The sequence below is a fragment of the Calothrix sp. UHCC 0171 genome (assembly GCF_034931845.1).
GTDB lineage: Bacteria > Cyanobacteriota > Cyanobacteriia > Cyanobacteriales > Nostocaceae > Brunnivagina.
Genome location: NZ_JAYGHN010000009.1, coordinates 12,902 through 39,332, shown reverse-complemented (window position 1 = coordinate 39,332; position 26,431 = coordinate 12,902). Strand labels below are relative to the sequence as shown.

Annotated in this window: 24 protein-coding genes; 15 read left to right on the top strand and 9 right to left on the bottom strand. The window is 40.1% G+C overall.

All coding sequences use genetic code 11. The features are described from left to right. Positions 1-247: 247 nt before the first annotated feature. The 5 genes from VB733_RS09315 to VB733_RS09295 all read left to right on the top strand — a co-directional run bounded on the left by VB733_RS09315 (position 248) and on the right by VB733_RS09295 (position 7,019). Positions 248-1,675, top strand: coding sequence for an IctB family putative bicarbonate transporter (locus tag VB733_RS09315; RefSeq protein ID WP_323339806.1), 1,428 nt, complete (start codon positions 248-250; stop codon positions 1,673-1,675). A 413-nt stretch (positions 1,676-2,088) separates the two neighbouring features. Beyond that, the gene (gene smpB, locus VB733_RS09310; RefSeq protein ID WP_323339805.1) at positions 2,089-2,556 is read left to right on the top strand and encodes an SsrA-binding protein SmpB; all 468 of its coding nucleotides are present in this window, start codon (positions 2,089-2,091) and stop codon (positions 2,554-2,556) included. Between the two features lie 454 nt (positions 2,557-3,010). Further along, on the top strand, positions 3,011-4,279 hold the full coding sequence (locus tag VB733_RS09305; RefSeq protein WP_323339804.1) for a glycosyltransferase: 1,269 nt from the start codon (positions 3,011-3,013) through the stop codon (positions 4,277-4,279). Between the two features lie 54 nt (positions 4,280-4,333). Further along, positions 4,334-5,698, top strand: coding sequence for an oligosaccharide flippase family protein (locus VB733_RS09300; RefSeq protein ID WP_323339803.1), 1,365 nt, complete (start codon positions 4,334-4,336; stop codon positions 5,696-5,698). A gap of 295 nt (positions 5,699-5,993) precedes the next feature. After that, entirely contained in the window at positions 5,994-7,019 is a 1,026-nt protein-coding gene (locus VB733_RS09295; protein WP_323339802.1) for a hypothetical protein, read from the top strand. A gap of 72 nt (positions 7,020-7,091) precedes the next feature. Here the strand turns inward: VB733_RS09295 and VB733_RS09290 are convergent, their stop codons facing one another. Further along, entirely contained in the window at positions 7,092-8,576 is a 1,485-nt protein-coding gene (locus tag VB733_RS09290; RefSeq protein ID WP_323339801.1) for a carotenoid oxygenase family protein, read from the bottom strand. A gap of 100 nt (positions 8,577-8,676) precedes the next feature. Further along, positions 8,677-10,113: a folate/biopterin family MFS transporter gene (locus VB733_RS09285; RefSeq protein WP_323339800.1), complete on the bottom strand. Its 1,437-nt coding sequence runs from the start codon at positions 10,111-10,113 to the stop codon at positions 8,677-8,679. A gap of 191 nt (positions 10,114-10,304) precedes the next feature. Between VB733_RS09285 and VB733_RS09280 the strand changes: the two genes are divergently transcribed. Genes VB733_RS09280 through VB733_RS09270 form a run of 3 tightly spaced genes read left to right on the top strand, consistent with a single transcriptional unit; the run spans position 10,305 to position 11,173 of the window. After that, positions 10,305-10,562 (top strand): hypothetical protein, encoded by a 258-nt coding sequence (locus VB733_RS09280; RefSeq protein WP_323339799.1) that lies wholly within the window; start codon positions 10,305-10,307, stop codon positions 10,560-10,562. A 60-nt stretch (positions 10,563-10,622) separates the two neighbouring features. After that, positions 10,623-10,880, top strand: coding sequence for a type II toxin-antitoxin system ParD family antitoxin (locus VB733_RS09275; RefSeq protein ID WP_323339798.1), 258 nt, complete (start codon positions 10,623-10,625; stop codon positions 10,878-10,880). Further along, on the top strand, positions 10,877-11,173 hold the full coding sequence (locus tag VB733_RS09270) for a type II toxin-antitoxin system RelE/ParE family toxin (RefSeq protein WP_323339797.1): 297 nt from the start codon (positions 10,877-10,879) through the stop codon (positions 11,171-11,173). The genes VB733_RS09275 and VB733_RS09270 overlap by 4 nt, the downstream gene beginning before the upstream one ends. 343 nt (positions 11,174-11,516) lie before the next feature. Here the strand turns inward: VB733_RS09270 and VB733_RS09265 are convergent, their stop codons facing one another. Next, complete coding sequence (locus VB733_RS09265) at positions 11,517-11,948, bottom strand: peptidylprolyl isomerase (protein ID WP_323339796.1); 432 nt, start codon at positions 11,946-11,948, stop codon at positions 11,517-11,519. 390 nt (positions 11,949-12,338) lie between these two features. On the opposite strand from VB733_RS09265, the gene topA reads away from it, so the two are divergent. The 3 genes from topA to VB733_RS09250 all read left to right on the top strand — a co-directional run bounded on the left by topA (position 12,339) and on the right by VB733_RS09250 (position 15,805). After that, a complete protein-coding gene (topA, locus tag VB733_RS09260) occupies positions 12,339-14,564 on the top strand; it encodes a type I DNA topoisomerase (protein WP_323339795.1) in 2,226 nt (741 codons plus the stop codon). 330 nt (positions 14,565-14,894) lie between these two features. After that, entirely contained in the window at positions 14,895-15,497 is a 603-nt protein-coding gene (locus VB733_RS09255; protein WP_323339794.1) for a ParA family protein, read from the top strand. A gap of 47 nt (positions 15,498-15,544) precedes the next feature. Then, positions 15,545-15,805 (top strand): plasmid partition protein ParG, encoded by a 261-nt coding sequence (locus VB733_RS09250; RefSeq protein WP_323339793.1) that lies wholly within the window; start codon positions 15,545-15,547, stop codon positions 15,803-15,805. 280 nt (positions 15,806-16,085) lie between these two features. On the opposite strand, the gene VB733_RS09245 is transcribed toward VB733_RS09250, so the two are convergent. After that, the gene (locus tag VB733_RS09245) at positions 16,086-16,793 is read right to left on the bottom strand and encodes a hypothetical protein (RefSeq protein WP_323339792.1); all 708 of its coding nucleotides are present in this window, start codon (positions 16,791-16,793) and stop codon (positions 16,086-16,088) included. A 227-nt stretch (positions 16,794-17,020) separates the two neighbouring features. Between VB733_RS09245 and VB733_RS09240 the strand changes: the two genes are divergently transcribed. Beyond that, entirely contained in the window at positions 17,021-18,493 is a 1,473-nt protein-coding gene (locus VB733_RS09240; RefSeq protein WP_323339791.1) for an integrase, read from the top strand. Positions 18,494-18,572: 79 nt separating this feature from the next. Here VB733_RS09240 and VB733_RS09235 read toward each other — a convergent pair whose 3' ends face one another. The 4 genes from VB733_RS09235 to VB733_RS09220 all read right to left on the bottom strand — a co-directional run bounded on the left by VB733_RS09235 (position 18,573) and on the right by VB733_RS09220 (position 22,525). Then, positions 18,573-19,151, bottom strand: coding sequence for a Uma2 family endonuclease (locus VB733_RS09235; protein WP_323339790.1), 579 nt, complete (start codon positions 19,149-19,151; stop codon positions 18,573-18,575). Between the two features lie 476 nt (positions 19,152-19,627). After that, complete coding sequence (locus VB733_RS09230) at positions 19,628-20,197, bottom strand: REP-associated tyrosine transposase (RefSeq protein ID WP_323339789.1); 570 nt, start codon at positions 20,195-20,197, stop codon at positions 19,628-19,630. A 142-nt stretch (positions 20,198-20,339) separates the two neighbouring features. Beyond that, positions 20,340-20,552, bottom strand: a complete 213-nt coding sequence (locus tag VB733_RS09225; RefSeq protein WP_323339788.1) for a hypothetical protein — start codon at positions 20,550-20,552, stop codon at positions 20,340-20,342. A gap of 113 nt (positions 20,553-20,665) precedes the next feature. Beyond that, positions 20,666-22,525, bottom strand: a complete 1,860-nt coding sequence (locus VB733_RS09220) for a bifunctional serine/threonine-protein kinase/formylglycine-generating enzyme family protein (protein WP_323339787.1) — start codon at positions 22,523-22,525, stop codon at positions 20,666-20,668. Between the two features lie 840 nt (positions 22,526-23,365). On the opposite strand from VB733_RS09220, the gene rsmA reads away from it, so the two are divergent. The 3 genes from rsmA (at position 23,366) to VB733_RS09205 (ending at position 25,549) form a co-directional block, all read left to right on the top strand. Then, positions 23,366-24,190, top strand: coding sequence for a 16S rRNA (adenine(1518)-N(6)/adenine(1519)-N(6))-dimethyltransferase RsmA (gene rsmA, locus VB733_RS09215; protein ID WP_323339786.1), 825 nt, complete (start codon positions 23,366-23,368; stop codon positions 24,188-24,190). Further along, on the top strand, positions 24,183-25,133 hold the full coding sequence (ispE, locus tag VB733_RS09210; protein ID WP_323339785.1) for a 4-(cytidine 5'-diphospho)-2-C-methyl-D-erythritol kinase: 951 nt from the start codon (positions 24,183-24,185) through the stop codon (positions 25,131-25,133). The genes rsmA and ispE overlap by 8 nt, the downstream gene beginning before the upstream one ends. A 95-nt stretch (positions 25,134-25,228) precedes the next feature. Continuing rightward, positions 25,229-25,549 (top strand): DUF3082 domain-containing protein, encoded by a 321-nt coding sequence (locus VB733_RS09205; RefSeq protein WP_323339784.1) that lies wholly within the window; start codon positions 25,229-25,231, stop codon positions 25,547-25,549. 14 nt (positions 25,550-25,563) lie between these two features. On the opposite strand, the gene VB733_RS09200 is transcribed toward VB733_RS09205, so the two are convergent. Beyond that, positions 25,564-26,421 (bottom strand): phosphorylase, encoded by an 858-nt coding sequence (locus VB733_RS09200; protein ID WP_323339783.1) that lies wholly within the window; start codon positions 26,419-26,421, stop codon positions 25,564-25,566. Positions 26,422-26,431: the final 10 nt, after the last annotated feature.

Here is a 26,431-nt window from a genome sequence, read left to right as displayed (position 1 = left end):
ACCCTAAACTTCAAAGATATGTATTGTGCGACATTAACCTGTCAAGTGATGTATGTGCTTAAATTTTAATCATTAACTATTAATCATTACATTATTAACTCAAATGGCGATCGCTCGATGGTTGATGAAGAGGCAACTTCGGCAACTTGCCAATTGGAAATTTGAAAATATGAACTTTTGGGAACCACCCAGATTATGATGAAGTCGAACTTCTGTGCCGGAGTGAACCTTAATCGCCAGGTGGTTTATGAATTTAGTTTGGCAAAGATTTACGTTGTCTGATTTTCCCCTCCGGGAATATCTCGCTACTAGCTACCTACATCGATCGCTATTTGGTCTTTTGCGGCGTTGGCGGGAAACTAGTATTTTGATTCAGTGGGGGGAAATTATTGCTGCGGCTTTACTTAGCCTTTTGTATGGATTTGCCCCATTTGTTGCCAATGAATTAATTGGATTGATTTTGCTGGCTGGTGGTGCATTTTGGCTGCTACTGAGTTTAGCCGATGATACTAGTGACATTAATTCTCCTAGTGTCACCCCTATCCACATCACAGTATTTATATTCTGGGGAGTTGCATTTTTGGCTACGGCTTTATCCCCAGTGAGAAAATTCGCGATTACCGATTTCCGAAATTTTACGCTGTACCTGCTCCTATTTGCTCTTTGTGCCAGAGTTCTAAAATCGCCACGCTTACGTTCTTGGATACTGACGTTATACATGCATGCGGGGCTAATTGTCAGTGTATATGGTGTCCGCCAAAAATTATTTGGTGCTGCCCAATTGGCAACTTGGGTTGATCCGGAATCACCCCTATCAAAGAATACTCGGGTTTATAGTTATCTGGGCAATCCCAACTTACTGGCTGGGTACTTGCTGCCGGCGGTGGTTTTGAGCTTGATTGCGGTATTTGCTTGGAAAGGATTAGCCCGCAAATGCTTGGCGACGACAATGCTAATTGTGAATCTTGCCTGTTTTCGCTTTGCCGACAGTCGCGGTAGTTTCATTGGGTTAGCCCTAGCTTTAGTGGTGGTAGTCCTATTACTCAGATACTGGTATAAAGATGTACTACCAAGGTTTTGGCGGACTTGGCTCATCCCGATACTTTTGGGTAGCTTTGTTGCCTTATTTGCGATCGCATTTGGGGCTTCGGAAACATTTCAATTACGTATCAAGAGTATTTTTGCTGGTCGTGGCGACAGTAGTAATAATTTCCGTATGAATGTATGGACTGCGGTATTTCAGATGATTCGCGATCGACCCATATTTGGCATTGGTCCCGGTCACAATTCTTTTAATAATGTATATCCTCTGTATCAAATACCACGATTTACAGCCCTAAGTGCTTATTCTATTATTTTAGAAATCACTGTGGAAATGGGCTTTGTTGGCTTAAGTTCATTTATTTGGCTGTTGATGGTGACATTTAATACTGGATTAATACAGTTACAACGTTTTTATCAACAACGTAGTGTTGAAGGACTGTGGATGATTGGGGCAATTACCTCATTGGTGGCAATGCTAGGTCATGGTTTAGTTGATACCGTTTGGTATCGTCCCCAAATCAATACCCTTTGGTGGATGATGGTTGGTCTAGTCGCTAGCTATTGGACACCCCCATCTTCAGATGATAATCGAGATACTATTTCCTCAGACCCACAAATCACAACAAGTTAAATAGGTCTAATTCACAGGTTGATACGCTACATTAGCCTGACTTTTCTCGTTTTTTTGGGACAATATCAAAAAGCCCTAGATTCATCGATATCTAAGGCTTTTTTAACTAGTACAGTTCGGCGGAAATGAACCAATTATTCTAAAGAGTTTTATTCCTTCTTCTGACTTTTAGCTTGAAAGAGTCATTCGCCATTGTGTTATTCCCTGCGTCTCCTGGTTGTATAATTTGGTTATTCGCGACAAGTACCGCCAACTAATGATTTCTGATTGCTCTCAAGCTATTATTAGTTATGCTAGGAAAAGCGTAAAATAATAAAATTAATAACTCATTTTATTTTTACCAATATCCTTACTTCCCCATTCCCAAATAATTCCCCCACAATATTCGCAAATTCAACGCCAGAAAACTATAGATGAAAGAAAAAAGTGAAGGATTCAAAGTTATCTGTGATAATCGTCAAGCACGTTTTTTGTATGAAATTCTCGAAACATACGAAGCAGGGATTCAACTCACAGGAACAGAAGTTAAATCAATCCGTGCAGGCAAAGCCAATCTTCAAGATGGTTATGCTTTAATCCGTAATGGTGAAGCATGGTTACTCAACATGCATGTTTCCCCCTACAGTCAAAGTAGTGCCTATTTCAATCATGAACCCCGTCGTACTCGTAAACTGCTATTACACCGTAAAGAAATTCGGACTTTAGTTGGGAAAGTCGAACAACAGGGCTTAACTTTAATTCCCCTAAAAATGTACCTCAAACGCGGATTAGTCAAAGTTAGCATCGGGCTGTGTAGAGGTAAAAAACTCCACGATAAACGTGAAGACATGAAACGTCGGGATGACACACGCGATATGCAAAGGGCAATGAAGAGGTATTAAATTTTGGGAAAAGCCAGGTAAGTACGATTATTCCTCTTGGGCAAATCTTCGAGTTTTGAATAATTTCCACCACAAAAGTATAGTAGGAAGCAGAAAAATTAAGATTGCAGTCCAAATACATAACACAAACTTCTGGGTGCTTTGCGCCCAGGAGTAAATAACACACAAATTGATCTATTAGAGAGAAAATACTATTCTCTTCACATTAATTTTACAAAATCTGCCTCAGTTCCAGATTCACTTCACACAATTATAATCAATTGATTTTATTTGCAAAAAGTATTATATTTTGTAAACGAGATTGCAAAATTGCTATACGTTTAAACTACGTATTCAAGTGTTCCTTGGTACTTGCTCAAAAATTTCAAGTTGTAACTAGATACTGCATGGTTCAAAGTAATTGGTGGGAATGCCAATTTGTTTGATATTTATGTAGTGCAATATTAAGGTCAAGATGAAAATTGCGTACCTGATAAATAAATACCCGAAGGTAAGTCATAGCTTCATTCGGCGTGAAATTGCTGCCCTGGAAAAGATTGGCTTATCAGTTGCCCGGTTCTCCATTCGTTCTTGCGAATCTGAACTAGTAGATCCAAAAGATAAACTCGAATTTCAGAAAACGCAAATTGTTCTTGGAACTGGGTTATTAGGTTTATTGGTAAACCTATTCAGTTTGGCGATTTTCAAGCCCTTCTCTATCTTCCGAAGTATGCGTTTAGCTTTAAAAATCGGCTGGAAGTCAGATGCCGGAGTTTTACGACATCTGGTTTATTTAGCAGAGGCTTGTGTTTTGTGGCGTTGGTTGCAACGAGAGCAAGTGACACATTTACATGCCCACTTTGGTACAAATCCAACCACTGTCGCCATGTTATGTAATGCAATTGGGGGTGTGAGTTATAGTTTTACCGTTCATGGACCAGAAGAATTTGACAGAGCAGAAAACATTGCTTTAACAGAAAAAATCAACCGCGCCAAATTTGTGGTGGCGATTTGTTCGTTTGGCAGAAGTCAGTTATATCGTTGGTGTGACTACCAACAGTGGCACAAGATTCACTTAGTGCGCTGTGGAGTTGATGAAGAGTATTTTAACCAACCAGAAATATTCCTCTCCGATATCCCTGCGGACATTCCTAATTTAGTCTGTGTTGGACGTTTGTGCGAACAAAAAGGTCAAATCCTGCTGCTGCAAGCTGTGAAAAGACTGGCAGAAGAAGGATTAGACTTAGTCTTAACTTTAGTGGGTGATGGTGAATTGCGATCGCAAATCGAAGCACTTATCTGCGATTATGGTTTGGGAGAACAAGTCAAAATTACAGGTTGGGCAAGTGGAACTCAAGTCCAAAAATACATCACTAACGCTCGTGCCTTAATTCTGCCCAGTTTTGCTGAAGGTTTACCAGTAGTGTTGATGGAAGCATTCGCGCTGCACAGACCTGTGGTTAGCACTTATGTGGCAGGTATTCCGGAACTCGTACAATCCGATGTCAATGGCTGGCTTGTGCCCGCAGGTTCGGTAGAAGAATTGACATCAGCAATTCGTCAAGTGTTACAAATGCAACCTGATGAACTGAATCGTATGGGTAGGGCTGGCACAATTTCGGTGACAGAGAAGCATAATGTGCTTCAAGAAGCACAAAAATTAGCCAGATTATTTCATTTGCATCTTGATGATTGGGAAGTTAAGGAAAAACAGGAGAAGTTAGAAGTCGGTTTCACAAATTGAAAGAATACTCATCGCCAATAATAAAAACTATTCGCCATTTCCTCACCCAATTAAATGACAACTCTGAAAAAACCAAACTTAAAGAAACTTGCTGTTAATGGTGCAATCTGGACAATCGCTGGTTACGGGACTAGCCAAATTTTGCGATTTGGTTGCAACATCATCCTCACTAGATTGCCGGGAATTCAGCCAGAGTTTTTTGGTTTAATGGCGGTAGTGAATCGGTTGTTGATTGGTTTAGAATTATTTTCTGACCTTGGAATTGGGCAAAGCATCATCCAGAACAAACGTGGCGAAGAAGAAATATTTTTTAACACTGCCTGGACATTACAAATATTACGTGGACTTGTTATTTGGATAATTTGTCTAATCATTACTTATCCGGCTGCATCTTTTTATCAAGAGCCACGATTGCTTTGGCTATTACCCATCATGGGGCTAGTATCAATTATCCTTGGGTTTGCTTCTCCATCCCAACCGTTATTGAATCGTCGCATGGAACTGAACAAAGTCATCGTTTTTGATTTGACTGTTCAGATAGTTTCTTTGAGTGTCTTAATTATTTTTGCTTGGCAGTTGAAGAGTTTGTGGGCGTTTGCTCTTAGTGGCATTATATCCGCAATTTTCCGGGCGATCGCTAGTCATTTTTTAATTCCAGATAGGAAAGTCAGATTTGCCTGGGATGGGAATGCATTAAAGGAGCTTGTATCTTTTGGTAAGTGGATGTTTGTGGCGACAGCATTAATGTTTCTTGCTGAACAAGCGGATACATTACTTTTGGGTAAGTTACTGTCATTTAAAGTGGTAGGGGTTTATACTATTGCCGCAACGTTGGCAAATGTTCCCCGTGAAGCAATCAAAAGTTTAAGTTTTCGCGTCATTTTCCCGACTATTTCCAACAAAATTGATTTACCCAGAAGTGAGTTACGAGCAAAAATCACTCGTCAGCGTTGGTTAATTGTGGTTGCAGCTGCCATTTGTTTGGCGGTTCTTGTGAATACTGGCGATTTAATCATTGGAACGCTTTACGATCAAAGATATAAGGAAGCAAGGTGGATGATGCCGATACTTTGCTGTGGGATTTGGTTCTCGATTTTGTTTTATACTACAAGCCCTGCTTTACTGGCATTAGGTAAACCCTTTTATGCGGCGCAAAGTAATTTACTCAGATTTTTGACGATTAGTTTAGGAATGCCTCTAGCTTTTGCCTTCAAAGGAACTTTAGGAGTAATTCTGATTATTGCATTGAGCGATTTGCCTTTGTATGTTGCCAATCTTTATGGTATGTGGCGTGAAGAACTATCTTGTTTTATCCAAGATGTGAAGGCTACTTTACTTTTTGTCGGACTACTGATTTCATTGCTAACAATACGTGGATATTTGGGTTTTGGTAGTCCATTTGTTTTTTTGAGTAATTAGCTGTTAGTTAAAAGTTGCAATTGACAGAATCATTCAGCCTGTAACTCTACCTACATCCTCCAGGGTAAGTGGAAGTAATACTAACATTTGTTTGCTAGTTTGGCTAATTCTCAGTTTATTGATGTTTAGTTAGAGGTTATGTATAAAGTAAACCTTAAAACCAAAGAAACCGGGTTTCTCTCTGTGTGACTATCTTGAATATTTACTTCATAAATGAATGGTCTCTTATATATTTTAATTAATTTTCAACTATCTACTACCTACATTTTTCCATATACCTGAATCATCATTAGTTATGTTTAAACTGGCAACTTTTTGGAAGTGGTTATACTCAGACTGGGAAGCATCTATCGATAAACCAATTCCTGGCTATACAATTTTATTACCAGTTCCTGGAGATTTACCTGTTTTTCTCAAAATTGCTTTAGAAATTTGCTGTCAGCAAAAGTCTGATAATTTAGTGGAAACAATAGTAATTCCAGACCAATCACTTCCTGGATTTAAAGAATTACTTCAAGAATGGGCAAAAGACTACTCAATTAGTCCAATTCGTTTAGTCAAACCTAAACTATTAGAAGAGTTAATTTTTTCTGTTAAAAAGAACCCACATCATAACTATGCTTCGCAAGTGATACGCGGTATCAATGCAACCCAAAGTACCCACGCACTTTTACATGATGCCGATCTATTTATTACCAATAATACATTTTTAAACATTCATTACCAAAAATGTAATAATTCTCATCTTGCTTGTTTGGGAGTCAGTCCTGTTTGGGATAATTGGTATAATGAACAAGGAATCTATCATTTAAATGCTACTTGGGAACTGATATTTAATATTCAGTGGGCGCGTAGTTTTAAACCTTGGGAACATCGTGGTCATGATAACGAAATAAATGGGAAAGCTCATACATTTGATGTCACATTATTTCCCCAATGTAAAACAGATCCCAAATTTATCGATCGCCATCAAGAAGAATGGGGCTTTGTTCATTTCAATTATGTGATTTGTACTTATCGGTGGTTTCAGAAAAGTAAAGTTTCTTTTGAAGATGAGTCTTTTCGTATTCTGTTAATTCGATTACTCATCAATGCTTTTGACACATCGGCATGGAAGTATGATGTCCCCGAAGTTGATGAATTAGTTAAAGGTATTAATGATGCATCTAATTGTGTGACTTATATGCAACAAAAAACGCGAGAAAATTATGGGGAATTTCGCTCAAAATTACAAACACTTATCGATAGCCAAATCTTAAATGATGAGAAGGCTGAGATTTTGAGTGAGGGGGTACGTAATTTTGATCGGGTATTTTGTTAATGATTAATTGTGAAGACGCAAGAAAATAAATTCTTCACGTCCTCCGATTGGTTATAAATCTATCTTTGGCAGTCAAATAAAAACTTGATTGACAAAATTACCATGTAAACCATAGGGAACATGATGCTGGAGATGCAGTTTTGTAACTACTGTTAAATCTTTGGCATCTAAGATGATGATATGAGAACGATGATGTTGTGAATTGTAAATTAACCCCAGCACCCAACCATCATCTTCACCCGCAGCATTTGCACGGGGTACAAAAATGGGTTCGCTGGTGAAACCTTTGGGTGCTGCACTCCAAAGTATTTTTTTACCTGTTTCTAAATCGACTTTTACGAATGCTTGTAAAGGTGCGTTACCAGTTTCCTCATGCGCTGCACTCATATATAAATAACGATATTCGCGTCCAACTTTATTTGGATGTAAGCTAGGAAATTCGCAACTTCTCGATTCGATTAATTCGCGATTGACAATTTTGTCTGTTAAATTGAGATTAAAACGCCAAAGTTGTCCAGGTTTTAGGGCTGCAAAATCAGTTTGACGAAAATCACTATTAGGTTCAACTTCCGGTAAATTTTCGTAGCAAATTGAGTCAACAATGATTTCGCCATTTTTCTCAAATGCATTGGCGTGGTGGAAAACGAAACCCGATTGTATTTCTAGTATCTCCGCCTTGTCTACCATGCTATTTGGTTGACGCGGTATAACAATAATGCGAGTTGGTTGATTAGTTTGAAACTTGATACATTCACCTGCGCCACGCATTCCTAAAGCGAAGGGAATAGGATTAAATTTAACAGGATTTTGGAAGAAAATACAGTAATTTTCAGTAATTGCAAAATCGTGAATGAAACAGAAACCTGGGACTTTGTGGGCATGTTTTCTAATTACTTTACCAGATACATCTAATTCAAAGATTGTAATTGTTGTCAAAACTCCTGGTTTAATTGAGAAATTAACCATGCAAGGATTCCCATCATCCCTGACACAGTTAGAGTCAAAATGGGGATGTGCGCCAAATGCCTCACCCTCTGATAAAGCACCGTGAAAATATTCTTTTCCTAATGTTTCTAATGTATTTGGATCGAGAATATGGGGTTCCGCAGCTTCCCACAATGCTAGTAATTTTCCGCCCCAATAAATAATGTTAGTATTAGCAATATTTTTTATTTTGAAATCAAAAATATTTGCTAACATTCCCCCACGTTTCTGTGTACCAAAAACACCTCTATACAGAATTTTGCCAGCTTTTTGTTCTTGAATGTACCCTTCAGTACGCACAAACCGATTACTATAATGGGCTTTTCCATGAGTAAAAGTAATTCGACTAATCATCCCATCCCCATCAAAAGGGTGATGAATTTTTTGCCCATTAATATCAAATAAACCGGGACCATTTCTGAACAGAGTTCCTTCGAGTTCTGGGGGAATTTCTCCTTCAATATCGTCAATCCAATAATCGTATTCTTCTTTGAGAGATGTGTAACCCCCTTGCCAATCTTCGCGGGTATAGGATTTTACGGTAGAGATAGATTCTTGTTCTTGTGTAGGCATGTGGCTCAATTTTTTTAATGTTTTCGACTAATACCTGTAAAATTGCCTGGAATAATAAATCCCAGGCTAATTGCTCAAACTGAAATGTTTTATTCAGATACTACTCTGTCACTTCTTTCCCTGATTTGTGTAATATTAACTCCGGTACAAATTCGGGTATCAATGATTGCTCATGACTCTGTTGAATGACAGGAGGAAAAGTTCCGCTTTCACTTTGAGAATCGGCGGCAGGCAACCAGTTCAGAAATGGCAGTGGTAAAATTGTACTGACATTAGTGATAATTACCAACAAAGCCAAGTTATCAAAGTTACTTTCTGTAATCCCCATTAAATGCATCAACCCTGCACCTAATTCATAGGAAAGTAACCCAGCCAAATTGGAAACCGACATCAACAAAGCAAAAAATGTTGCCTCTACACCAGGAGGGCACAACCGCGCTGCAAGCACTAATACTGGCATGTAGGCGATTTGCCCCATAACGGTAAGAACTAAACTATCACCTAAACTAAACCAGCGATCGCCAATTCCTAAACTACGATTGGCATGGGTAACAAGTAGTAACATTGTCATCCCTAAAACTGCGGAAAGTACGGTACTCCAGCCGAAAATAACCCGGAAAGGCACGGTTTTGAGGTAACGCTGAAATATCCACACCCCTACCAAGGAAGCAATACTTGTAACTAAACGCACTCGCCCTAAAAATTCTGGTTCAAAGTGTAATTCGTTGGTGGTGAAGAAGAAAAACGCAGAATCGGCTGTGGGTGTGGCTTGCCAAAGAAAGACAAAGGCTGTGGGAAGCCAAATTGCTTTTTGGGTGACAGCTTGGCGGAGTAGTTGGAATTGATGTGGGACAGAAAGCTTTTCGTTCTCGTTGTTTTCTGCCTGATTTTTGCTAATCGGGGATTCCGCAATTAACCAAGCGACTGCCGAAACAATTAAGGGGAATGTGGCAGTAATCCCAAAAACAGTGCGGGTGGTGAAATGTTGCAGCAAAACCCCACTAAAGTAAGCGGTAATTAACCCACCTAGGGCGGAAGCACCCCAACACAGGGATTGTAGTGAACCTGCATTCGCTTGTGATTCTTTCCTTGCCCGTTCCACGACTAGAGAGTCAACAATAACATCGCTGACTGCCACCGAGAGGGAACCAAGTGCGATCGCAATTGTAGCTGCAACTGGAGTATTAACTATTGTTGCCAGGAAAATCCAAGAAATTGTCCCTAGTAAACCCGACAAAATCAAATATGGGCGGCGACGATAACCAAATATGGGTAAACCATCGGAAATAAAGCCAAATAACGGTTTGATTATCCAAGGTAGAGCCACAATTCCCAAAAGTGCTGAAACCTGCGCCGGACTCAGCCGCAGTTCATCTTTGAGGAAGAAGCTGACGGCTAAACGCGCCAACCCCAAGATACCTTGGACAAAGTAGACAGTCAGAATGGCGATTAATTCGGCATTCGGTTCGTTGCCGAAGAAAATTTTCTCTTTGACTGAGTCTTTGACCTTGGAGAAACCAGAGGGGGAAACCAGCATTGATGAATATTTTTTAAGATTTATTACTTTTCTATCATATCGAGTTTTTTAACTTGGCTGCATTGCTGTTGAGTTTTGTCAGGGTATTTTGAGGGAGTTGGGTGTTAATGTGAAATTCAGGAATTAGAAACACTATATCAGTATTGCTTTGGTACTAAAATAGTATCAAATGCGAATCAGAAAGGTACAAGATGACTATTGAGCAACCAAGCCGCTCCGGTGAGAAGCAGCCTAAGCAGCTAGACATTGAGCGTGTCATACATAGTGGCAGTTCACCACCAATTACTGAAGAAGTTGACGATACCTCTAAAGAAGTGCGGTTTCAAATGGTGATACCAGAGCAGTTGTGCAACCTCATTGATGATGCCCGGAAGCTAACTAAGACTAGCCGTCGGGCATGGCTGTTGACTGCTGCCCAGGAGAAATTAGAACGGGAAGGGCGGCTGTAGGTAATAACAGTTTAATTTTATAAATTGCCAAAAACTTAAATACAAAAATTGTTAGTTGATATGTACATCCAAATTAAACCAGAACTAGAGCAATTTATTCAGGCACAATTAGCAAGTGGTAGATTCGCCAGTGCAGATGATGTCATCAATGAAGCCTTTAAATTGCTACAAGAAAGAGAACAGAGACTTGAAGAATTACGGCAGAAAATTGCTGTAGGAACTGAACAAATTGCAGCCGGACAAGTAACTGACGGCGAATTCGTATTTGCTAGATTCCAGGAAAAAATTCGTCTAATTGCTGAGGAGTCTTCTGAATGAATAATTATTCACTTTCAGAGGCAGCAATTCAAGATTTAGATGAAATTTGTGAGTATATTGCTCGGAGTAACCCAAAAGCCGCCTCTAAGCTTTTTGATGACATTCGTGCCAAGTGTAAATTATTAGCGAATTTCCCAAATATGGGTAAAAGTTATAGCAGGTTTGGTATAAGCCTGCGCGGATTTGTTGTGGATGATTATATTATATTTTACTACCCAAGAGAAAATGGAATTAGTGTTGCTCGTGTTGCAAGTGGTTATCGAGATTTAGAGTCTTTGTTCACAGATGAATAATACAACTGTAACTGTGTCTTTAGTCTATTCCTCATCGCTCTGTTTAAGTAGGTCGGTGGGAAAAAACACAACTATGTTAAGAAAGATAAACAAGGCTAAAACCCTCTTTCCTCCTGCCTCCTGCCTAATCCCAATGATAAATATTCACGCCTACTTACTTAAAAGCATCAAAAAAGTGAGTTTGTAAGTAGAAAAATTCCCCTAACTTTTTGTGGCGTGATCGCATTTCCTGATACCTACTAACAACATCAGGACATAGCAATACTATGTCCTGCATTTGATAATTATCGGGAAAAGATTTTTTAACTAGAACTTAAGTACCATTCGCAAGTACATAAAGGCATTAAGCTGCGATCGCAACTAGTTGAATATCGAAAACTAGGTCTTCGCCAGCAAGGGGATGGTTGGCATCTAAGCGGACAGTAGATTCGGAAATATCTGTAATCACAACAGGTATTACTTGTCCTGTTGGTTGTTGAATTTGTAGTTGTTGCCCTACTTCTGGTTCCAATTCGGGTGGCATTTGGTCACGTTCGACTTCAATGACCATTTCTGGGCGATATTCGCCATAGGCTTGTTCCACGGGGATATGTGTGGTTTTTGATTCACCTGCATTCATACCCACCACTGCTTCTTCAAATCCAGGAATCAATTGTCCTTCTCCAAGGGTAAATTCTAGTGGGGAGCCACCATCTGAAGAGTCAAAGACTGTGCCGTCGGTTAATTTTCCTGTGTAGTGAACTGTGACGGTATCACCTAATTTTGCTTGTGTCATTACTTTATCTCCTGACGTTTTTTATGAATGAAAATACTGAGGTACAGATTTTGGATGTGAACTTAGCAGTTATATTTATGTCATGTCATCCGTCTATAGTCTCAGTTGTAATGTCTGCTTTTGGATCATTCAATTTGGGTAAATCAAATAATTGTCAAAGCTGCCTGGAAAGTACAAAATACTCTCGAATATGCAGATTACCTTACTACGATACTAAGGATTGTAGACTCAAGGAAAAATTAAGACATTTTCTGCTTATCCTAGTAATGGCGATCGCAAAACATACTGTACTATTTGGAAGAATTGTAACTGAAGTCGAAAAATTCAAAACAACTGTACTATAAAAATGAAGAAGTCTTTTGTGAAGGTTGCATCCAAAGGTTAGATGTTATGCCGAAACGCCTTCTAGTGGTGGAGTCTCCTGGTAAAGTTAAAAAACTCAGTCAAATTTTGGGGAGTGACTGGATTGTACGCGCTAGTTGCGGTCATATTCGCGAACTGAGTAATGAGGGTGAGGATTCTCTGGGATTTACAATGGATGGGGGAAGTGTGGAGTGTCGTTATATACCCCGTGACCAGAAGGCAAAGGAGACAATTCAACAACTGAAGGCTGCGGTACGCCAAGTTAATGAAGTGATTTTAGCTACAGACCCCGATAGGGAAGGGGAAACTATTGCTTGGCATTTAAAGGAGGCTTTGGGTTTACGGGAGCCGAAGCGGGTTGTTTATACGGAAATTACTGAGTCTGCGGTGCGTGCGGCTATTTCCCATCCCCGGAAGTTGGATACAAATTTGGTTGGAGCTGGTTTGTGTCGAGATTGTTTGGATAAGTTGGTGGGTTATAAGGGCAGTCCGCTTGTTTGGGCTTTGAATAATGGGGCTAAGAGTGTTGGCAGGGTGCAGAGTGCGACTTTACATTTGATTTGTCAGCGTGAGAGGGAAATTGTTGCTTTTGTCCCCCAAGATTATTGGAGTGTGTGGGTGGATTATGCTGAAGGTTTCCGCGCTTTTTATCGGGGGATGGTAAGTGATGGGGTGGAGGAAGCGCAGTCGGCTGCGGATGTGAATGACGATGCCACATATAAAAGTAATGAAGCTCCGGAATCTACTCGTGTGCTATCGGAGGCGGAAGCGACGAGGTTGGTGGAACTGGCAAAAAGTCATCCCCACCAGGTAATTAAGTACGAGGGAAAAATTACTCATCGTCAACCACCTCCACCTTTTATTACTTCAACTCTGCAACAAGCTGCGGGTTCGCGGTTAAAGTTTGCGCCGGAGAAGACAATGCAGGTGGCGCAAAAGTTGTATGAGGCTGGTCTAATTACTTACATGCGGACGGATTCTGTGATGTTGAGTCTGGAGTTCTGTGAGAGTGTCCGTAAATGGTTAGAGCAAAATGATCCGGAAAATTTACCCCAGAAAACTACTAGGCATCGTAGTAGTAAAACTGCTCAGGAGGCACATGAAGCAATTCGTCCAACGGATGTTTTTCGTCCTTCAACTCAGTTGCGACTGGAATTATTGCCGGATGAGTTTAATTTATATGTTTTAATTTGGAAGCGGGCTGTTGCTTCTCTATGTCGTCCCGCACAGCTACGAAAAACTCTGGTGCTGACTCAATCAGGGCAGGTTTTGTGGCAAGCGAGGGGGCAAGTGGTAGAGTTTTTTGGCTATGCAAAATATTGGTTGAATTTGAGTAAAGATAGTATTTTACCAATTTTGCAGCAGGGACAAATGCTGACTTTGGCAGATGCGGGGCATGAGAAGAAGAAAACCCAACCGCCACCACGTTATAGTGAGCCGAAATTAGTACAGTTGATGGAAAAGAAAGGGATTGGTCGTCCAAGTACCTATTCTCCCACGATCGCAACTTTGAAAAAACGTGGTTATGTGAATTTAACGAAGGATAATTTACAGCCGACTGGGCTGGGTTTGGAAGTTGATGATTTTTTGCAGAAGGCTTTACCCGATTTGCTGGAAACGGAATTTACTGCGAAGATGGAAGATGCATTAGATGCGATCGCATCAGGTAAGCAATCTTGGCAACAGTATCTCACAAATTGGCATCGGGATTATTTTGCTCCGGCATTGGTTAAGGCGAAAACTGTTCCGGTGACTCCCTCGAAGGTGGGTAGTCGTGACAATGTCGGCAAGAGCAATTTTGACAAATCTCGAACTCGTTGTCCTCAATGTAATCATCACCTGGTAAAAATCCCCAGCAGTAAGGTGAAGAAGAAGTATTTTTTGAAATGTGTTAGTGGCTGTGAGAATGTGGTGTTGTTTTGGAGTGAGTATAGCAAGAGTTGGGAAGCTCCGCGCTCGCAAGCTGGTAAGGAACAGGATACAAGTCTCCAAAAGTCGCATACTAATGCAACTACTGTAACGACATATCCCTGCCCGGTATGTCAGCAGCCTTTGGAAGAATATAGTTACACGAAGGATGGACAGAATAAGAAGTTGTTACGCTGTTCAGAGCCTAAGTCGAGAACTGATGCAAAACATAAGGATGTTGCTTATTTTCATACTGCTAAGGGGTGGTGGAGTCCGAAGTTTGGGGAACTTGGGGTTCAATCTGGGACGGGTTTGAAAAAAAAGTCATCCACCAAAAGAAAGTAATAAATGATGATGCGGAGGGGAGGAGAGGGGGAGACACGGAGATTTATGTTTGTGTTGAAGTTTTTTTATTAATTACTACGTGTTTTAAATATATTTATATAGAATATATAGTTACTAATTTAAATTAATTAAAATATTTATACATTTTATATACGTACACTTAATTTACTAGGTGTTTAAATGTTTAAAAATGTAAGCATCCAAATTTTTAAATGGTTATGTTTTCATGGTCAAAATAAACATCTAACCATCTAAATACACAAAAACATTTGAACATCTAGTGAAAAATCAAAAAATCTGATATGATTCCCAAGAAACACCGTAAAAACTATGATTGTGACAGTAGCAGCATTTAAGGGTGGGGTAGGTAAATCAACAACGGCGCTGCATTTAGCAACATATCTGCAAACAAAAGCTGATACCTTATTGGTGGATGGTGATTTGAATCGTAGTTCGTTAGATTGGTCAAATAGAGGTAGTTTACCCTTCAAAGTGGCTGATGAGGAGGAGGCTGTACGTTTAGCCAAACTGTACGAACATATTGTAATTGACACACCAGCACGTCCAAAAACTGACGAATTAAAAAAATTAGCACGAGGATGTGACTTCTTAATTATTCCTACCACACCAGATGCGATCGCATTAGCAGCCACTTTAAAAATGGTGAGTGAATTGCAGGGTGTCAGAACAAATTACCGAATTTTATTAACTCTTGTACCTCCCTATCCGAATAAATCTGGTGAAGAGGCGAGGGAGACGTTGGAAGGTGCTGGATTACCGTTATTTAAGGCTGCTATTAGGCGCTTGACGGTGTTTCAAACTGCGGCTTTGGAGGGAGTACCTGTAAATGCGGTGAAGGACGCTTATGCGGGAATTGCGTGGCGTGGTTATGTGGAGGTGGGTAAGGAGATGTTGTCTTCGGGAAGAATGTAGTGCTATTTAATTTTTTAAAGAATTGAATTGAGGAGAGTATAAGTATTATGAGTGGGAAGAAGAGAGCAAGTCGTTTTGATGATTTAATTGATGCGGCGCGGAGTCGTCAACAACGGGATGATTTGCCGTCTGTGGAAGGTAAAGTTGATGTTAAAAGTAAAAGCACTGACCCCAATTATATCCGCACAACTGTTTATTTACCTAAGCAATTACATAAGAGAATGAAGGCTGCTGCATTATTACAGGATAAGCAAATGAGTGATGTGATTGCAGAATTGGTGGAGCAGTGGTTGTTGACGCAAAGTTAATAAGTAGTGCAAGCGTCTCGCTTGCTATTTCCCAAAGATGGGCAAGACTTCGGACGTTCGGCGAAGCTCAGTCGAGCCGCATGAGAACTGCCTACACTACTTGTTTAATTTATTTTTACACGAATACAAAGCAATAGAAGTTAGTAATTTGTTTTTTGAATTTGTCTAAGTTTATGTTGTTCTAATGAGACCATTTATAAAGTGACTAATTTCACTTCAATGAATTGAAGCTTAGCTTAGTTTAGTTTAGTTTATAAATAGCCTCTAATCTAATCATTAACTAAAGTGCAATTTCTTCCCCTTTCTCAGTAAAACGGACATCTTTAATTTTCCATTGGCTATTACTTGTCAAAGTTTTACGAAGACTGCCAAATAAAGCAAATTGTTCACAACTTGAAAGCGAAGTGAGAATACGTTTGGAATTTGGAGATAATCGTAAATCAACAGTAGCAATGCCATTGTTGACGTTAACACGGTATCCAGATAGGCTAAAATCGCCGTTATCGCGTCCTTCCAAAACCTTTCCTACTGCCCCAACTACTGGTGCCTGTGCGGAAACTGGTATCTTTTGAGGGACTAATTCCTGACACTGAGTATCACTAGTATAAACTGTCACCTCTGTTGTTTTACCTGTAGGTGTTTGGGCTGTGGAGGGGATAGCACTGTAACTCACTCCTATTTTCGATGAATTAGATGTGCTTGGCTTATTCTTGTCCTGAGATTCTTCTCGTGTCTTTTCTCTTAACTTAGCGACACTTGGGGATGGGGTTGGAGATGGGGTATTGCTAATTTCTGGAGCTTCGCTGCTTGGTGTTGCCGAAGAAACGACAGTTGGGATGGTGTCAACCGGGGCACTATTAGCTGTTGCCGTTGGTGCGGGGGTTTCACTACTGCGATTATTGGCGTTAGGGTTAGATGCACAACTGCTGACACTAGCTGTAATCACTGCAATAAGCAAGGGAAGTATGTACTTTTTCTCTGAATTCATGGATTTTCTCATGCTCCTGCTGCCGTGGGAGTTAAACTTTAATTTCAGTGTGAGGAGCGATATTTCCGTATAATTTTGTGGTTTTGAAAAAAAGGTAAAGAAGACACAGTAGTCAATCGTAAACTATTTTGTGCTTGCTGCGATCGCGATTTTCTATGCCAATCACCAATAATGTTTTATTATTTGCTAACAGTTTTTGTCTATTTGGATGTATTAACTAATAGCTTATGGCTAGCACAGAAACTAGTACATATGACCCTCGGAAGGCGGAATGGGAAGGTATATCGATAGAGAAATGGGAAGCTGCTAAATGGAAGCAGTGGAAGGCGAAGCATCCGGCGACGGATGATTTGGCGAAGATAGAGCGAGAATATCTACGCATTAAACATAGTGTACAGGTTGCTAATTCGGCGTTAAGTTTGGAAAGAGTGAAGGTTAAGATTAAACTAACCAGTGCTAAATCTATTGGTTTACAGGGTACTTTTCCCTGCAAAGTTGGTGATGTGGGTAAGAATGGTAGTTTAAATAAACAATATACAATTTCTTTAGGTTTTACTGCCAATGATGTGGGATTGAAAGCGGCTGTAGCAAAAGCTCGTGAACTCGATTTATTATTAATTACTAAGCAATTTCAATGGACTCCGGAATTACTAGGAAAGCAGAATCAAAATTCTCAAAGTAAATTATTAGTTGGCGTTAATCAATCAGAGAAGTTAATTAAAGAATTAATTCAGGAATATGAGCAGGAATTCTGGAAAACTCATATTAAAAATCGTCAAGGTTTAAGAACTTGGGATAGTCATTATCTGCGGCATTTGAAAAAGTTACCGCCAGATATGCCATTAAATTTGGAGTCTTTAGAAGCAGCCCTGGAGAAGACAAAACCAAATACTTCATCGCGCTTCTTTTTATCTTGGCAATTAAAGAAGTTTTGTGATTTTTGTGGGTTTGATGGAGTTAAAACTGTTGATTCATATGCTACTCCCAAACCCCATCCTGCGATTAGAAGAATTCCCCATGACGAAGAAATTATTCAAGGATTTGAGTTAATCGGCACTCCCCTTTCTGCATTCGCAAGTAAAGATAATATTACTTTCCCGGAACAATGGCAATGGGCGTATGGTATGTTAGCTACGTATGGATTAAGACCTCATGAATTATTTGCCATTGATTTAGATGCTTTTACTGCGTCAGAAAATACCTTTCATTTACTAAGATTAAATCCCAGTTTGACGGAAGGAACTAAAACTGGAGAACGAAATTGTGGTGTTCCTCCTATACATCCCCATTGGGTAAAGTTATTCGATTTGCAGAATGTCAAACCTCCGACAATTGGCGGAACATTAAGTAATCAAACAGCAAAATTACAGATTCGATTTCGCAATGTCAATTTAGATTTTCGTCCCTACGATTTGCGTCATGCTTTTGCTATCCGTGGACATCGTTTACAAGTCCCCATTAAAACTATGGCTGATTATATGGGACATACGGTACAGGAACATACGCGAACCTATCAACGCTGGATGAGTGAGGATGCGAATTTGGAGATTTATAAGGAAGTGGTAATTAATCGGATGGGTGCGAGTAAGGAAGTGATGAAGGAGAAAATTCGGGAGTTGGAAGCGGAGAATTTGGCTTTGAGGGGTGAGAATGAGGCTTTAAAGGGGATTTTGCGGCAACATCAATTAGGGGAGTTTTGAAGAACATGTATAACATCTAGATGTTTAGGTGCTTAAGTTATAGATTAAATGTTTAGATGTTAGAAATAGTGCGATCGCACTATTGCCAAATTATCTGTAAATCTAAAATAAACCTCGATAATATATCCTCACCTGATAATTGCGTGGGCTTATCTAACACTTCTACAGGTTTTCCTAAGCGGTATATTTCAACTTGATGTAATTTGCGGTTAATTAGCCAGCCTAGTCTTACCCCGTTACTGATATATTCTTGCATTTTCGCTTGAGTTTCCTTGAGGCTATCGGTTGGTGACATTAACTCTAGGACGAAATCAGGGGCGATGGGGGGAAATTTTTCTTGTTCTTCGGTAGTAAGTGTGTTCCACCTTTCATTACTTATCCAGGAGACATCGGGAGAACGATTTGCTTTGCTGGGGAGTTGGAAGCAGGTTGAAGAATCGAATAATACACCTAGTTTTGTCTGGCGATTCCAGATAACAAAGTCTGCATTAATTTCAGAGTTTATTTTTCCTGTTTCTCCTCCGGTTGGCGGCATAATTACAATTTCCCCGTTGCTGTTGCGTTCAAATTTAATCTCAGGATTATTCCGGCAAAGCTGGTAAAACTGCTCGTCGGTAAGTTTAATGATGTGGTTAAGGTTGATTGTGATGGCTGTCATGGGGATGACGGTAGTATAGCTGTGATTTCAGCGTAGCGTAATATGCAGACTCAGGAAACCGGGTTTTTCTTTACATCTACACGATAATACTTTGATGCATCACAGATAAAAACCTGGTTTCTCCACTTTGCGAATGCTGGATGAGGCAAGGGTATTTGTGGTTTTTGCGTGGTGGGAGAAATCGGGTTTCTGGGATTTCTCTGTTAATTGAAGATTTATCGTTAGGGAGAAACCCGATTGCTTGAGATGTGTGTGATTCGAGAATTAGGACTCAGGAAACCGGGTTTTTCTCTGCATCTACACGATAATACTTTGATGCATCACCGATGAAAACCTGGTTTCTCCCCTTTGTCAATGCTGGATGAAGTCAGGGTATTTGTGGTTTTTGCGTGGTGGGAGAAATCGGGTTTCTGGGAAGGTTGTGCTGAGTTAAGGATTCTTCGTGGGGGGAGAAACCCGATTTCTTGAGATGTCGGTTATTCGATAATTAGGTGTTGAATTTTTTCTGTATCTTTCTCTTCAAAATTTTCAACGAATTGTTGATATGCATTTGGTGAAGAAAAATATTCTAGAACTTTCTCTGGTTTGATTAAGTTATTATCTTGTAAGCCAATATATCCTAAATAACTCGAAAATTCCCATTCTTGAGGATGCTTGACTAAATTGGCTTTAACTGGGTTTAAATGTATGTAGCGAGATAAGTGTAATAAATATTCATCACTGTCTACATGTTGTGCTTGAAAACGCCCTTGAAATAATGAACCGACTCTTTTAAAGCGCTGATTTATTGATTTTGTGTAGGCTAGGGAAAATCTTTGCATGACTTGTGAGAGATTTTCATCATTTAGATACACGAGTAGATGGTAATGATTTGGCATTAAGCAGTAAGCGATAATTTCAACATTATTTTTTATCAAATGTTGTCTAATTAACAGTATAAATAAAGAATAATTTTTGCGTTCTAAAAATATTTCCTGACGGTTATTTCCTCGATTGTAGAGATGGTAGTAATTCCCTGCTTGAAATTGAACTTTTCTGATGGGCATTTGCAATAAAAGTTTTAATTATCACTTTTATATCTTTGGTTGCGATCGCATGTCAATTCCCAGGCTTAGAAAATCAGGTTTCTCCGGTTGTTGTAGTTTCGCGTGGTGTGAGAAATCGGGTTTCTGGGAAGGTTGTGCTGAGTTAAGGATTCTTCGTGGGGGAGAAACCCGATTGCTTGAGAATTCCGGAAACCGGGTTTTTCTTTGCGTCTACACGATAATAATTTGATGCATCACCGATGAAAACCTGGTTTCTCTTCTTTGCGAATGCTGGATGAGGCGAGGGTATTTGTGGTTTCGCGTGGTGTGAGAAATCGGGTTTCCAGGATTTCTCTGTTAATTGGAGATTTGTCATTAGGGAGAAACCCGATTTCTTGAGGAAATCAAAAAAATCGATCCGCCTGACGGCGGAAAAGGTAAGGGTAAAAAATAAAAGAGCAAAGGACAAAAGAAGAAAAGTATAAAGGGCTACTGAAGAATCCTGGGGAGAACACACACAACCCGAAACCCAATACCGCTGCCCCTAACGTCGCGATTGAGCCTAAGGCGACACGCAGAACGGCAATTCCCCGGAAGGTTGTGCCAGGAACCGCCACGCAGCAACTTTAGTTGATTATCATTACCACTTAATCTAGCACTGCCATCTGTTGGAGCTTGGTTATAGTTATCATTCCAAACATCTTCACACCATTCCCACACATTCCCATGCATGTCATACAAGCCAAAGGCATTTGGTGGAAATTGTCCGACTTCTGTTGTTTCCTTTCTATAAACTCCCTTAGGTGCAGAACCATAAGGTGTTACAGTGCCATCATAATTCGCCAAATCAGTCGTTATCGTCTCCCCAAAGTAAAATGGTGTTGTCGTACCCGCACGGCAAGCATATTCCCATTCAGCCTCACTAGGTAATCTGTAAGTTCTTCCAGTTTTCTGGCTGATTTTCTTACAAAATTCCACTGCATCATCCCAAGATACACTTTCAACAGGTCGATTTGCACCTTTGAAACTAGCGGGATTATTCCCCATAATTGCTTGATACTGCGCTTGGGTGACTACATACCTCCCCATGAAGAAACCTGGTACTGTAACTTGACGCTGGGGACTTTCATCTTTACTTCTCCCTGCTTCACTTTCTGGAGAACCCATGGTAAATCTTCCTCCAGGTATCTGTACCATCTCCAAGATGACACCATTCCCCAAGTCTTCAGCCAAATATCGTGCTTGCAGGTTGCGAGGGTTGGTAATATTTCCCTTTGCATCTACGGTGACGGTTTTAAAGAGAAAGCTTTGTAGTGATAAATTCGATGGTGTTGTTGAGGATGAGTCAGATTTTCCTAAAATACCTGACTTTCCTTTTGGGGTATCCCACATAGATATCCTCCCAGCAATAACAGCTAATCCAAAACCTGCGCCAACCCAGCCCAAAGTTTTCAAAGTTTGCCGGCGGGATATGTCTGTTCCTGGCTGCGTAAATGTTTGCTGCGTTTTGACTTTTGGTTTTGCCCTTAACCCGGCAACTGCCTCCAATGCTTGCGTTGCTGTAGGATACCTCTCTCCCGAACGATACTTTACCATCCCATCCAATACCTTCGCGGTTTTCTCACTCACATTTCCCCAATTACGCCAAATTATCTCATCATTTTTGGGGTCTTTCGGCAGTTCATGTGGTTGTATCCCTGTCAAAGCATAGATTCCCAGTATCCCTACTGCATACACATCACTACACAACTTTGGTTGTCCTAATGCTTGCTCACTAGGCATATATCCGGGAGTTCCAATGGCAATTGTCGAGGTTACTTGCCCCTGACTCATGGATAAACTTTTGATTTCCTTCACAGCACCAAAATCAATGAGGATTATTTTCCCATCGCTGCGCCGCATGATATTTGCTGGTTTGATATCACGATGAATAACGTTGTTTTGGTGGATAACTGCGAGAACTTCTAATATTTCCTGTAATAACTGAATAGTATCGGCTTCGCTGAGTTTTTCGCCGGGGATGATTTCATACCTCAAGTCTTTGCCGTCAATAAATTCTTGAACTAGATAAAATTCTTCGTTTTCTTGGAAGTGTTCACTGAGCTTGGGTATCTGGGGGTGTAGATTTCCTAGTTTGTACAAGGTGCTAGCTTCACGTTCAAATAGTTCTTTTGCTAGTTGTAATACTGCTGGTGCCGGGTTGCTGGGTTGCAAATGCTTGACGACGCATTTAGGTTTCGGGGTGGTGGGTATATTTAAATCTTCTGCCAGATAGGTTGCACCAAATCCGCCTCTACCGAGTATTTCGATGATTTTATATCGGTTGCGGAGTATTTGACCGATTTCCATAGATTTACCTAAATGGCTTGTCGATTGTTTTTATTTTGCCATATCTGAGTTTGATTCTGAATCTTTTAGGGTAATAACTACCGATACCTTTGAAAATCTTGGAAATGCGATCGCATTTTTAGGGAGTATGTCTAGTAGTCTGTCAATTTTGTTTTGAGTAGTGCGGGCATCCCGCGTGAGCGAGACTCACACAAAATTGTCTTTGTCTATTGAGGGTAGCATTTTAATGTGGGCATCTTGCCCGCGTGAGCGAGACGCTCACACTACTATTCAATTCTCACAAAATAAGTATAATTACGTATCAATTTACTTAATCCAGTAACCTTTTAAATAAGCTCCTGGAATCAAATATTACTAATTTAATCAAGGTCGTTACTACAATTATTATCTCTACTCTCGCGAATATCTAAATATATTTTTATCTACATTGATTGTATCTGAGGATAAAAAATATCTTTATTCGTTAAATTAACTACAACTAGTTCATTACCCGATATAATTTATCAGTCTTCTATTCATCTCAAATTGTATTCTTCCCCCAAAGTAAGCAATTATTTCCCTGTGGGTAAGATAGATACAAGAAAAACATATAATGCCTTTAATATCCTGTGATTCCATAATATATATGCTGACACCTCAATCCCTCGAAGAATCCTACTATTCTTTGGGCGTAATGTGCGATCGCATCTAAAATAACTATGAAGCCCAATATCATGGTTTTTATCAAAAGTCAAGAAGAATGGTAAATTCTAGGTTAAAAAGATGATTGAAAAAGTAAGAAATAATTAAGAAGCAGGATTTTGCGGAAAGGCTGAAAGTATTTACTGGAGGGAAAAGTAGATGGTAAGACCGCGCAGGGTCTATGCCCAGCATTGGCTCAAAAGTCAGCAAGTTTTGGATAGAATTGTGGAGGCGGCGGGTTGTCGGCGAGATGACTGTATTTTGGAAATTGGACCCGGTACTGGCATTTTGACACGGCGTTTATTGCCTTTGGTTGGGGGTTTAGTGGCGGTGGAAATTGACCGCGATTTGTGTAAGTTGTTGACGCAGCAGTTGGGAGGAAAGGAGAATTTTTTACTGTTACAAGGGGATTTTTTAGAGTTGGATTTACCCACTTTATTAAATAGTTTTTCTCCCTGGAAATATCAGAATAAAGTAGTAGCGAATATTCCTTATAATATTACTGGACCAATTATTGAAAAGTTATTGGGAACAATCGCAAATCCGAATTCAGAACCCTATGAGTCAATTGTGTTACTCATTCAAAAAGAAGTCGCTGATAGATTAGTTGCTTCTGCTGGCTCTAGAGCATTTGGAGCATTGACGGTGCGTGTATCATATTTAGCGAAATGTGAATATATCTGTACAGTTCCCGCCAAGGCATTTCACCCAGCACCAAAGGTAGATTCAGCAGTGGTAAGATTAGTACCACGTCCTTTGGAAATTGCCGCAAATGAGCCGAAGTATTTGGAAATGCTCGTAAAGTTGGGGTTTAGTTCCAAACGGAAAATGTTGCGGAATAATTTGCAGTCCGTCATCGAGCGGGATGAATTGGCGCAGATTCTGGCAACATTAGATATAAATCCCCAATCTCGCGCTGAAGACTTGAGTGTGGAAGAATGGGTGAAGTTGAGTAATCAGTTACAAGAATTGAGTAATGCGTAGTTATAGTTTGATTGCACCTGCAAAAATAAATTTATATTTGGAAATAATTGGCGATCGCACCGACGGGTATCATGAGTTAGCGATGGTAATGCAGAGTATTGACCTAGCTGACCAAGTTGATATCATTGGCAGTGGGGATGAGAGGATGCGGGTACATTGTCAAAGTTTGGAAGTACCCAATGACAAAACAAATCTCGCTTATCGGGCGGCGGAGTTGATGGCGAAAAATTTTCCCGATGCATTCGCCAAGTATGGTGGTGTTGATATTACCATTCACAAACATATCCCCGTTGCTGCGGGATTGGCTGGCGGTTCCACCAATGCGGCGGCGGTATTGGTGGGGATAGATTTATTGTGGAATTTGGGACTAACGCAAATAGAAATTGAAGAATTAGGCGCTTCCTTGGGTTCCGATGTCCCTTTCTGTATTCGAGGAGGCACTGCAATCGCCACGGGTAGAGGAGAACAACTTTCTCCCATCCTCGGTTTGGAGAATGTATATATAGTATTGGGGAAACACAAAAATCTCGCTGTATCCACACCTTGGGCATATAAAAGTTATCGCACAGTCTATGGGGATACTTACATTCGCGACAAAGGGGATTTAGCAGTGCGCGCCAATGCTGTACATTCAGCACCAATGGTACAAGCAATTATTCACCGAGATATCCCCGAAATTTGCCAAAGATTGCATAATGATTTAGAAAAGGTGGTATTACCAGAGTATTCCCAGGTATCCCAATTACGCACAGCATTTACTGCTGCCGGGGCATTAGGTACAATGATGTCAGGTTCTGGACCGAGTGTCTTTGCAATTTGCGAATCAAAAGTACATGCAGAATCGATTCAACAGCAAATCAGTCAAGAAGTTGCCGACAAAGATTTAGAATTGTTTATCACTAAATTTATTTCCCACGGAATTCAGGTATTATCGCCACAGTAGTCATACCGTTAATCCTGAAATTCAACAGGAATTCCTAGAATTAAGGTATTGTCACAGTTTAATAAAAACATAGTTATATAACTATAGATAAAATCATGAATGAAGAGAATATAACTCCAGAAGCAAAACCAAGTCAAGAAATAGTTACCACCAGTCCATTGCGTTGTCTAATTGGCTCACTAGTTGCCGGAGGATTAGCATATGGGATATATAATTTAATGAATGCGATCGCCATTAGTTTTGCAAGGAAGCCGATTACTACAGACAATGAAATAGTATTTCGGATTACAATCGCAGTGCGAACATTAGTAGTAGGAATGGCAGCATTAGGAGCCGGAATATTTGGGTTAGTCGCAGTTGGGTTATTTGGGTTGATGGTACAGACATTAATTCAAGGTACAAAGAAAAGTGAATAATTAGCCAGAGCATGTCACGAGAGTGGAACTGTTACACTCTTTAAAATATTCATAGGGCGATACTCTTGAAGAAGCTGCAACTGTTCTTTATTCCTCACCAACAACGCACCAGCAAAACCCAAAGAATTTACTGAAATAGACTCAAAACACTCACGTAATCTCGGTACAAGTAACATCCATTTCCTTGTCGCCAACAAATTGTAATTTTTCCCATCCTTCAATCCCACAGCTTGGAGTAAATTACAGTAACATTCCCAAGTTTTCATCCCTGTTTTATCGGGATTGAGCCAGGTAAAAGCATGAACAAATGGCAATCCGGGGATAAATCCAATTGCATCAGTAAAATTCGCAGCCGTCAACAAAGGTTCAATTGGTACACTCACACCAATATTTCCCAGAGGCAGAGGAACGATTTGTAAATGTTTATGTCTTTGACTCGCACCAGCAACTTTACCCCCATTGTAAAAAGCCAAGCCATCAAAATCAGTCAAACAAGCCCACATCGCCGCAAAATCTTGGGGAGTTAGCAAGGATTCCTGTTCAGCAAATGCACGAGTAATAATCAGTAAGTGATTATCCACCACATTAAACTTATTCAAAATACAAACATGCGTCTCAGAAATATCCGCAACCCATAAATCTTCTTCGTAGGGAAGAAAAGGATTAAAATCTTTTTGTTTTTTCTGCTGTTTACTTGATGCATCCTTACGTACAAGATTTGACAATACCCGCACCAAAAACTTTATCTCACCTTGCTCGACAACTTCACACTCAGTAGGAATGGAAAGTAAAGCACCAGATTCCAGCGCCATTTTAGTCGTGGTTTGAACGCGATTCCATAAAGTACCGGGTTGGAGGAGTATGTCAGACATGGAAAAAGTT

Excerpts from the sequence above, each read along its gene's own strand:
- VB733_RS09270 (WP_323339797.1), top strand. The coding sequence starts at position 10,877 with ATGAATAATTATTCACTTTCAGAGGCAGCAATTCAAGATTTAGATGAA.
- VB733_RS09245 (WP_323339792.1), bottom strand. The coding sequence starts at position 16,793 with ATGAATTCAGAGAAAAAGTACATACTTCCCTTGCTTATTGCAGTGATT.
- VB733_RS09240 (WP_323339791.1), top strand. The coding sequence starts at position 17,021 with ATGGCTAGCACAGAAACTAGTACATATGACCCTCGGAAGGCGGAATGG.
- VB733_RS09285 (WP_323339800.1), bottom strand. The coding sequence starts at position 10,113 with ATGCTGGTTTCCCCCTCTGGTTTCTCCAAGGTCAAAGACTCAGTCAAA.
- ispE (WP_323339785.1), top strand. The coding sequence starts at position 24,183 with ATGCGTAGTTATAGTTTGATTGCACCTGCAAAAATAAATTTATATTTG.
- VB733_RS09300 (WP_323339803.1), top strand. The coding sequence starts at position 4,334 with ATGACAACTCTGAAAAAACCAAACTTAAAGAAACTTGCTGTTAATGGT.
- VB733_RS09220 (WP_323339787.1), bottom strand. The coding sequence starts at position 22,525 with ATGGAAATCGGTCAAATACTCCGCAACCGATATAAAATCATCGAAATA.
- VB733_RS09290 (WP_323339801.1), bottom strand. The coding sequence starts at position 8,576 with ATGCCTACACAAGAACAAGAATCTATCTCTACCGTAAAATCCTATACC.
- VB733_RS09250 (WP_323339793.1), top strand. The coding sequence starts at position 15,545 with ATGAGTGGGAAGAAGAGAGCAAGTCGTTTTGATGATTTAATTGATGCG.
- VB733_RS09225 (WP_323339788.1), bottom strand. The coding sequence starts at position 20,552 with ATGACAAATCTCCAATTAACAGAGAAATCCTGGAAACCCGATTTCTCA.
- VB733_RS09200 (WP_323339783.1), bottom strand. The coding sequence starts at position 26,421 with ATGTCTGACATACTCCTCCAACCCGGTACTTTATGGAATCGCGTTCAA.
- rsmA (WP_323339786.1), top strand. The coding sequence starts at position 23,366 with ATGGTAAGACCGCGCAGGGTCTATGCCCAGCATTGGCTCAAAAGTCAG.
- topA (WP_323339795.1), top strand. The coding sequence starts at position 12,339 with ATGCCGAAACGCCTTCTAGTGGTGGAGTCTCCTGGTAAAGTTAAAAAA.
- VB733_RS09295 (WP_323339802.1), top strand. The coding sequence starts at position 5,994 with ATGTTTAAACTGGCAACTTTTTGGAAGTGGTTATACTCAGACTGGGAA.
- VB733_RS09280 (WP_323339799.1), top strand. The coding sequence starts at position 10,305 with ATGACTATTGAGCAACCAAGCCGCTCCGGTGAGAAGCAGCCTAAGCAG.
- VB733_RS09205 (WP_323339784.1), top strand. The coding sequence starts at position 25,229 with ATGAATGAAGAGAATATAACTCCAGAAGCAAAACCAAGTCAAGAAATA.
- smpB (WP_323339805.1), top strand. The coding sequence starts at position 2,089 with ATGAAAGAAAAAAGTGAAGGATTCAAAGTTATCTGTGATAATCGTCAA.
- VB733_RS09305 (WP_323339804.1), top strand. The coding sequence starts at position 3,011 with ATGAAAATTGCGTACCTGATAAATAAATACCCGAAGGTAAGTCATAGC.
- VB733_RS09275 (WP_323339798.1), top strand. The coding sequence starts at position 10,623 with ATGTACATCCAAATTAAACCAGAACTAGAGCAATTTATTCAGGCACAA.
- VB733_RS09235 (WP_323339790.1), bottom strand. The coding sequence starts at position 19,151 with ATGACAGCCATCACAATCAACCTTAACCACATCATTAAACTTACCGAC.
- VB733_RS09315 (WP_323339806.1), top strand. The coding sequence starts at position 248 with ATGAATTTAGTTTGGCAAAGATTTACGTTGTCTGATTTTCCCCTCCGG.
- VB733_RS09230 (WP_323339789.1), bottom strand. The coding sequence starts at position 20,197 with ATGCCCATCAGAAAAGTTCAATTTCAAGCAGGGAATTACTACCATCTC.
- VB733_RS09255 (WP_323339794.1), top strand. The coding sequence starts at position 14,895 with ATGATTGTGACAGTAGCAGCATTTAAGGGTGGGGTAGGTAAATCAACA.
- VB733_RS09265 (WP_323339796.1), bottom strand. The coding sequence starts at position 11,948 with ATGACACAAGCAAAATTAGGTGATACCGTCACAGTTCACTACACAGGA.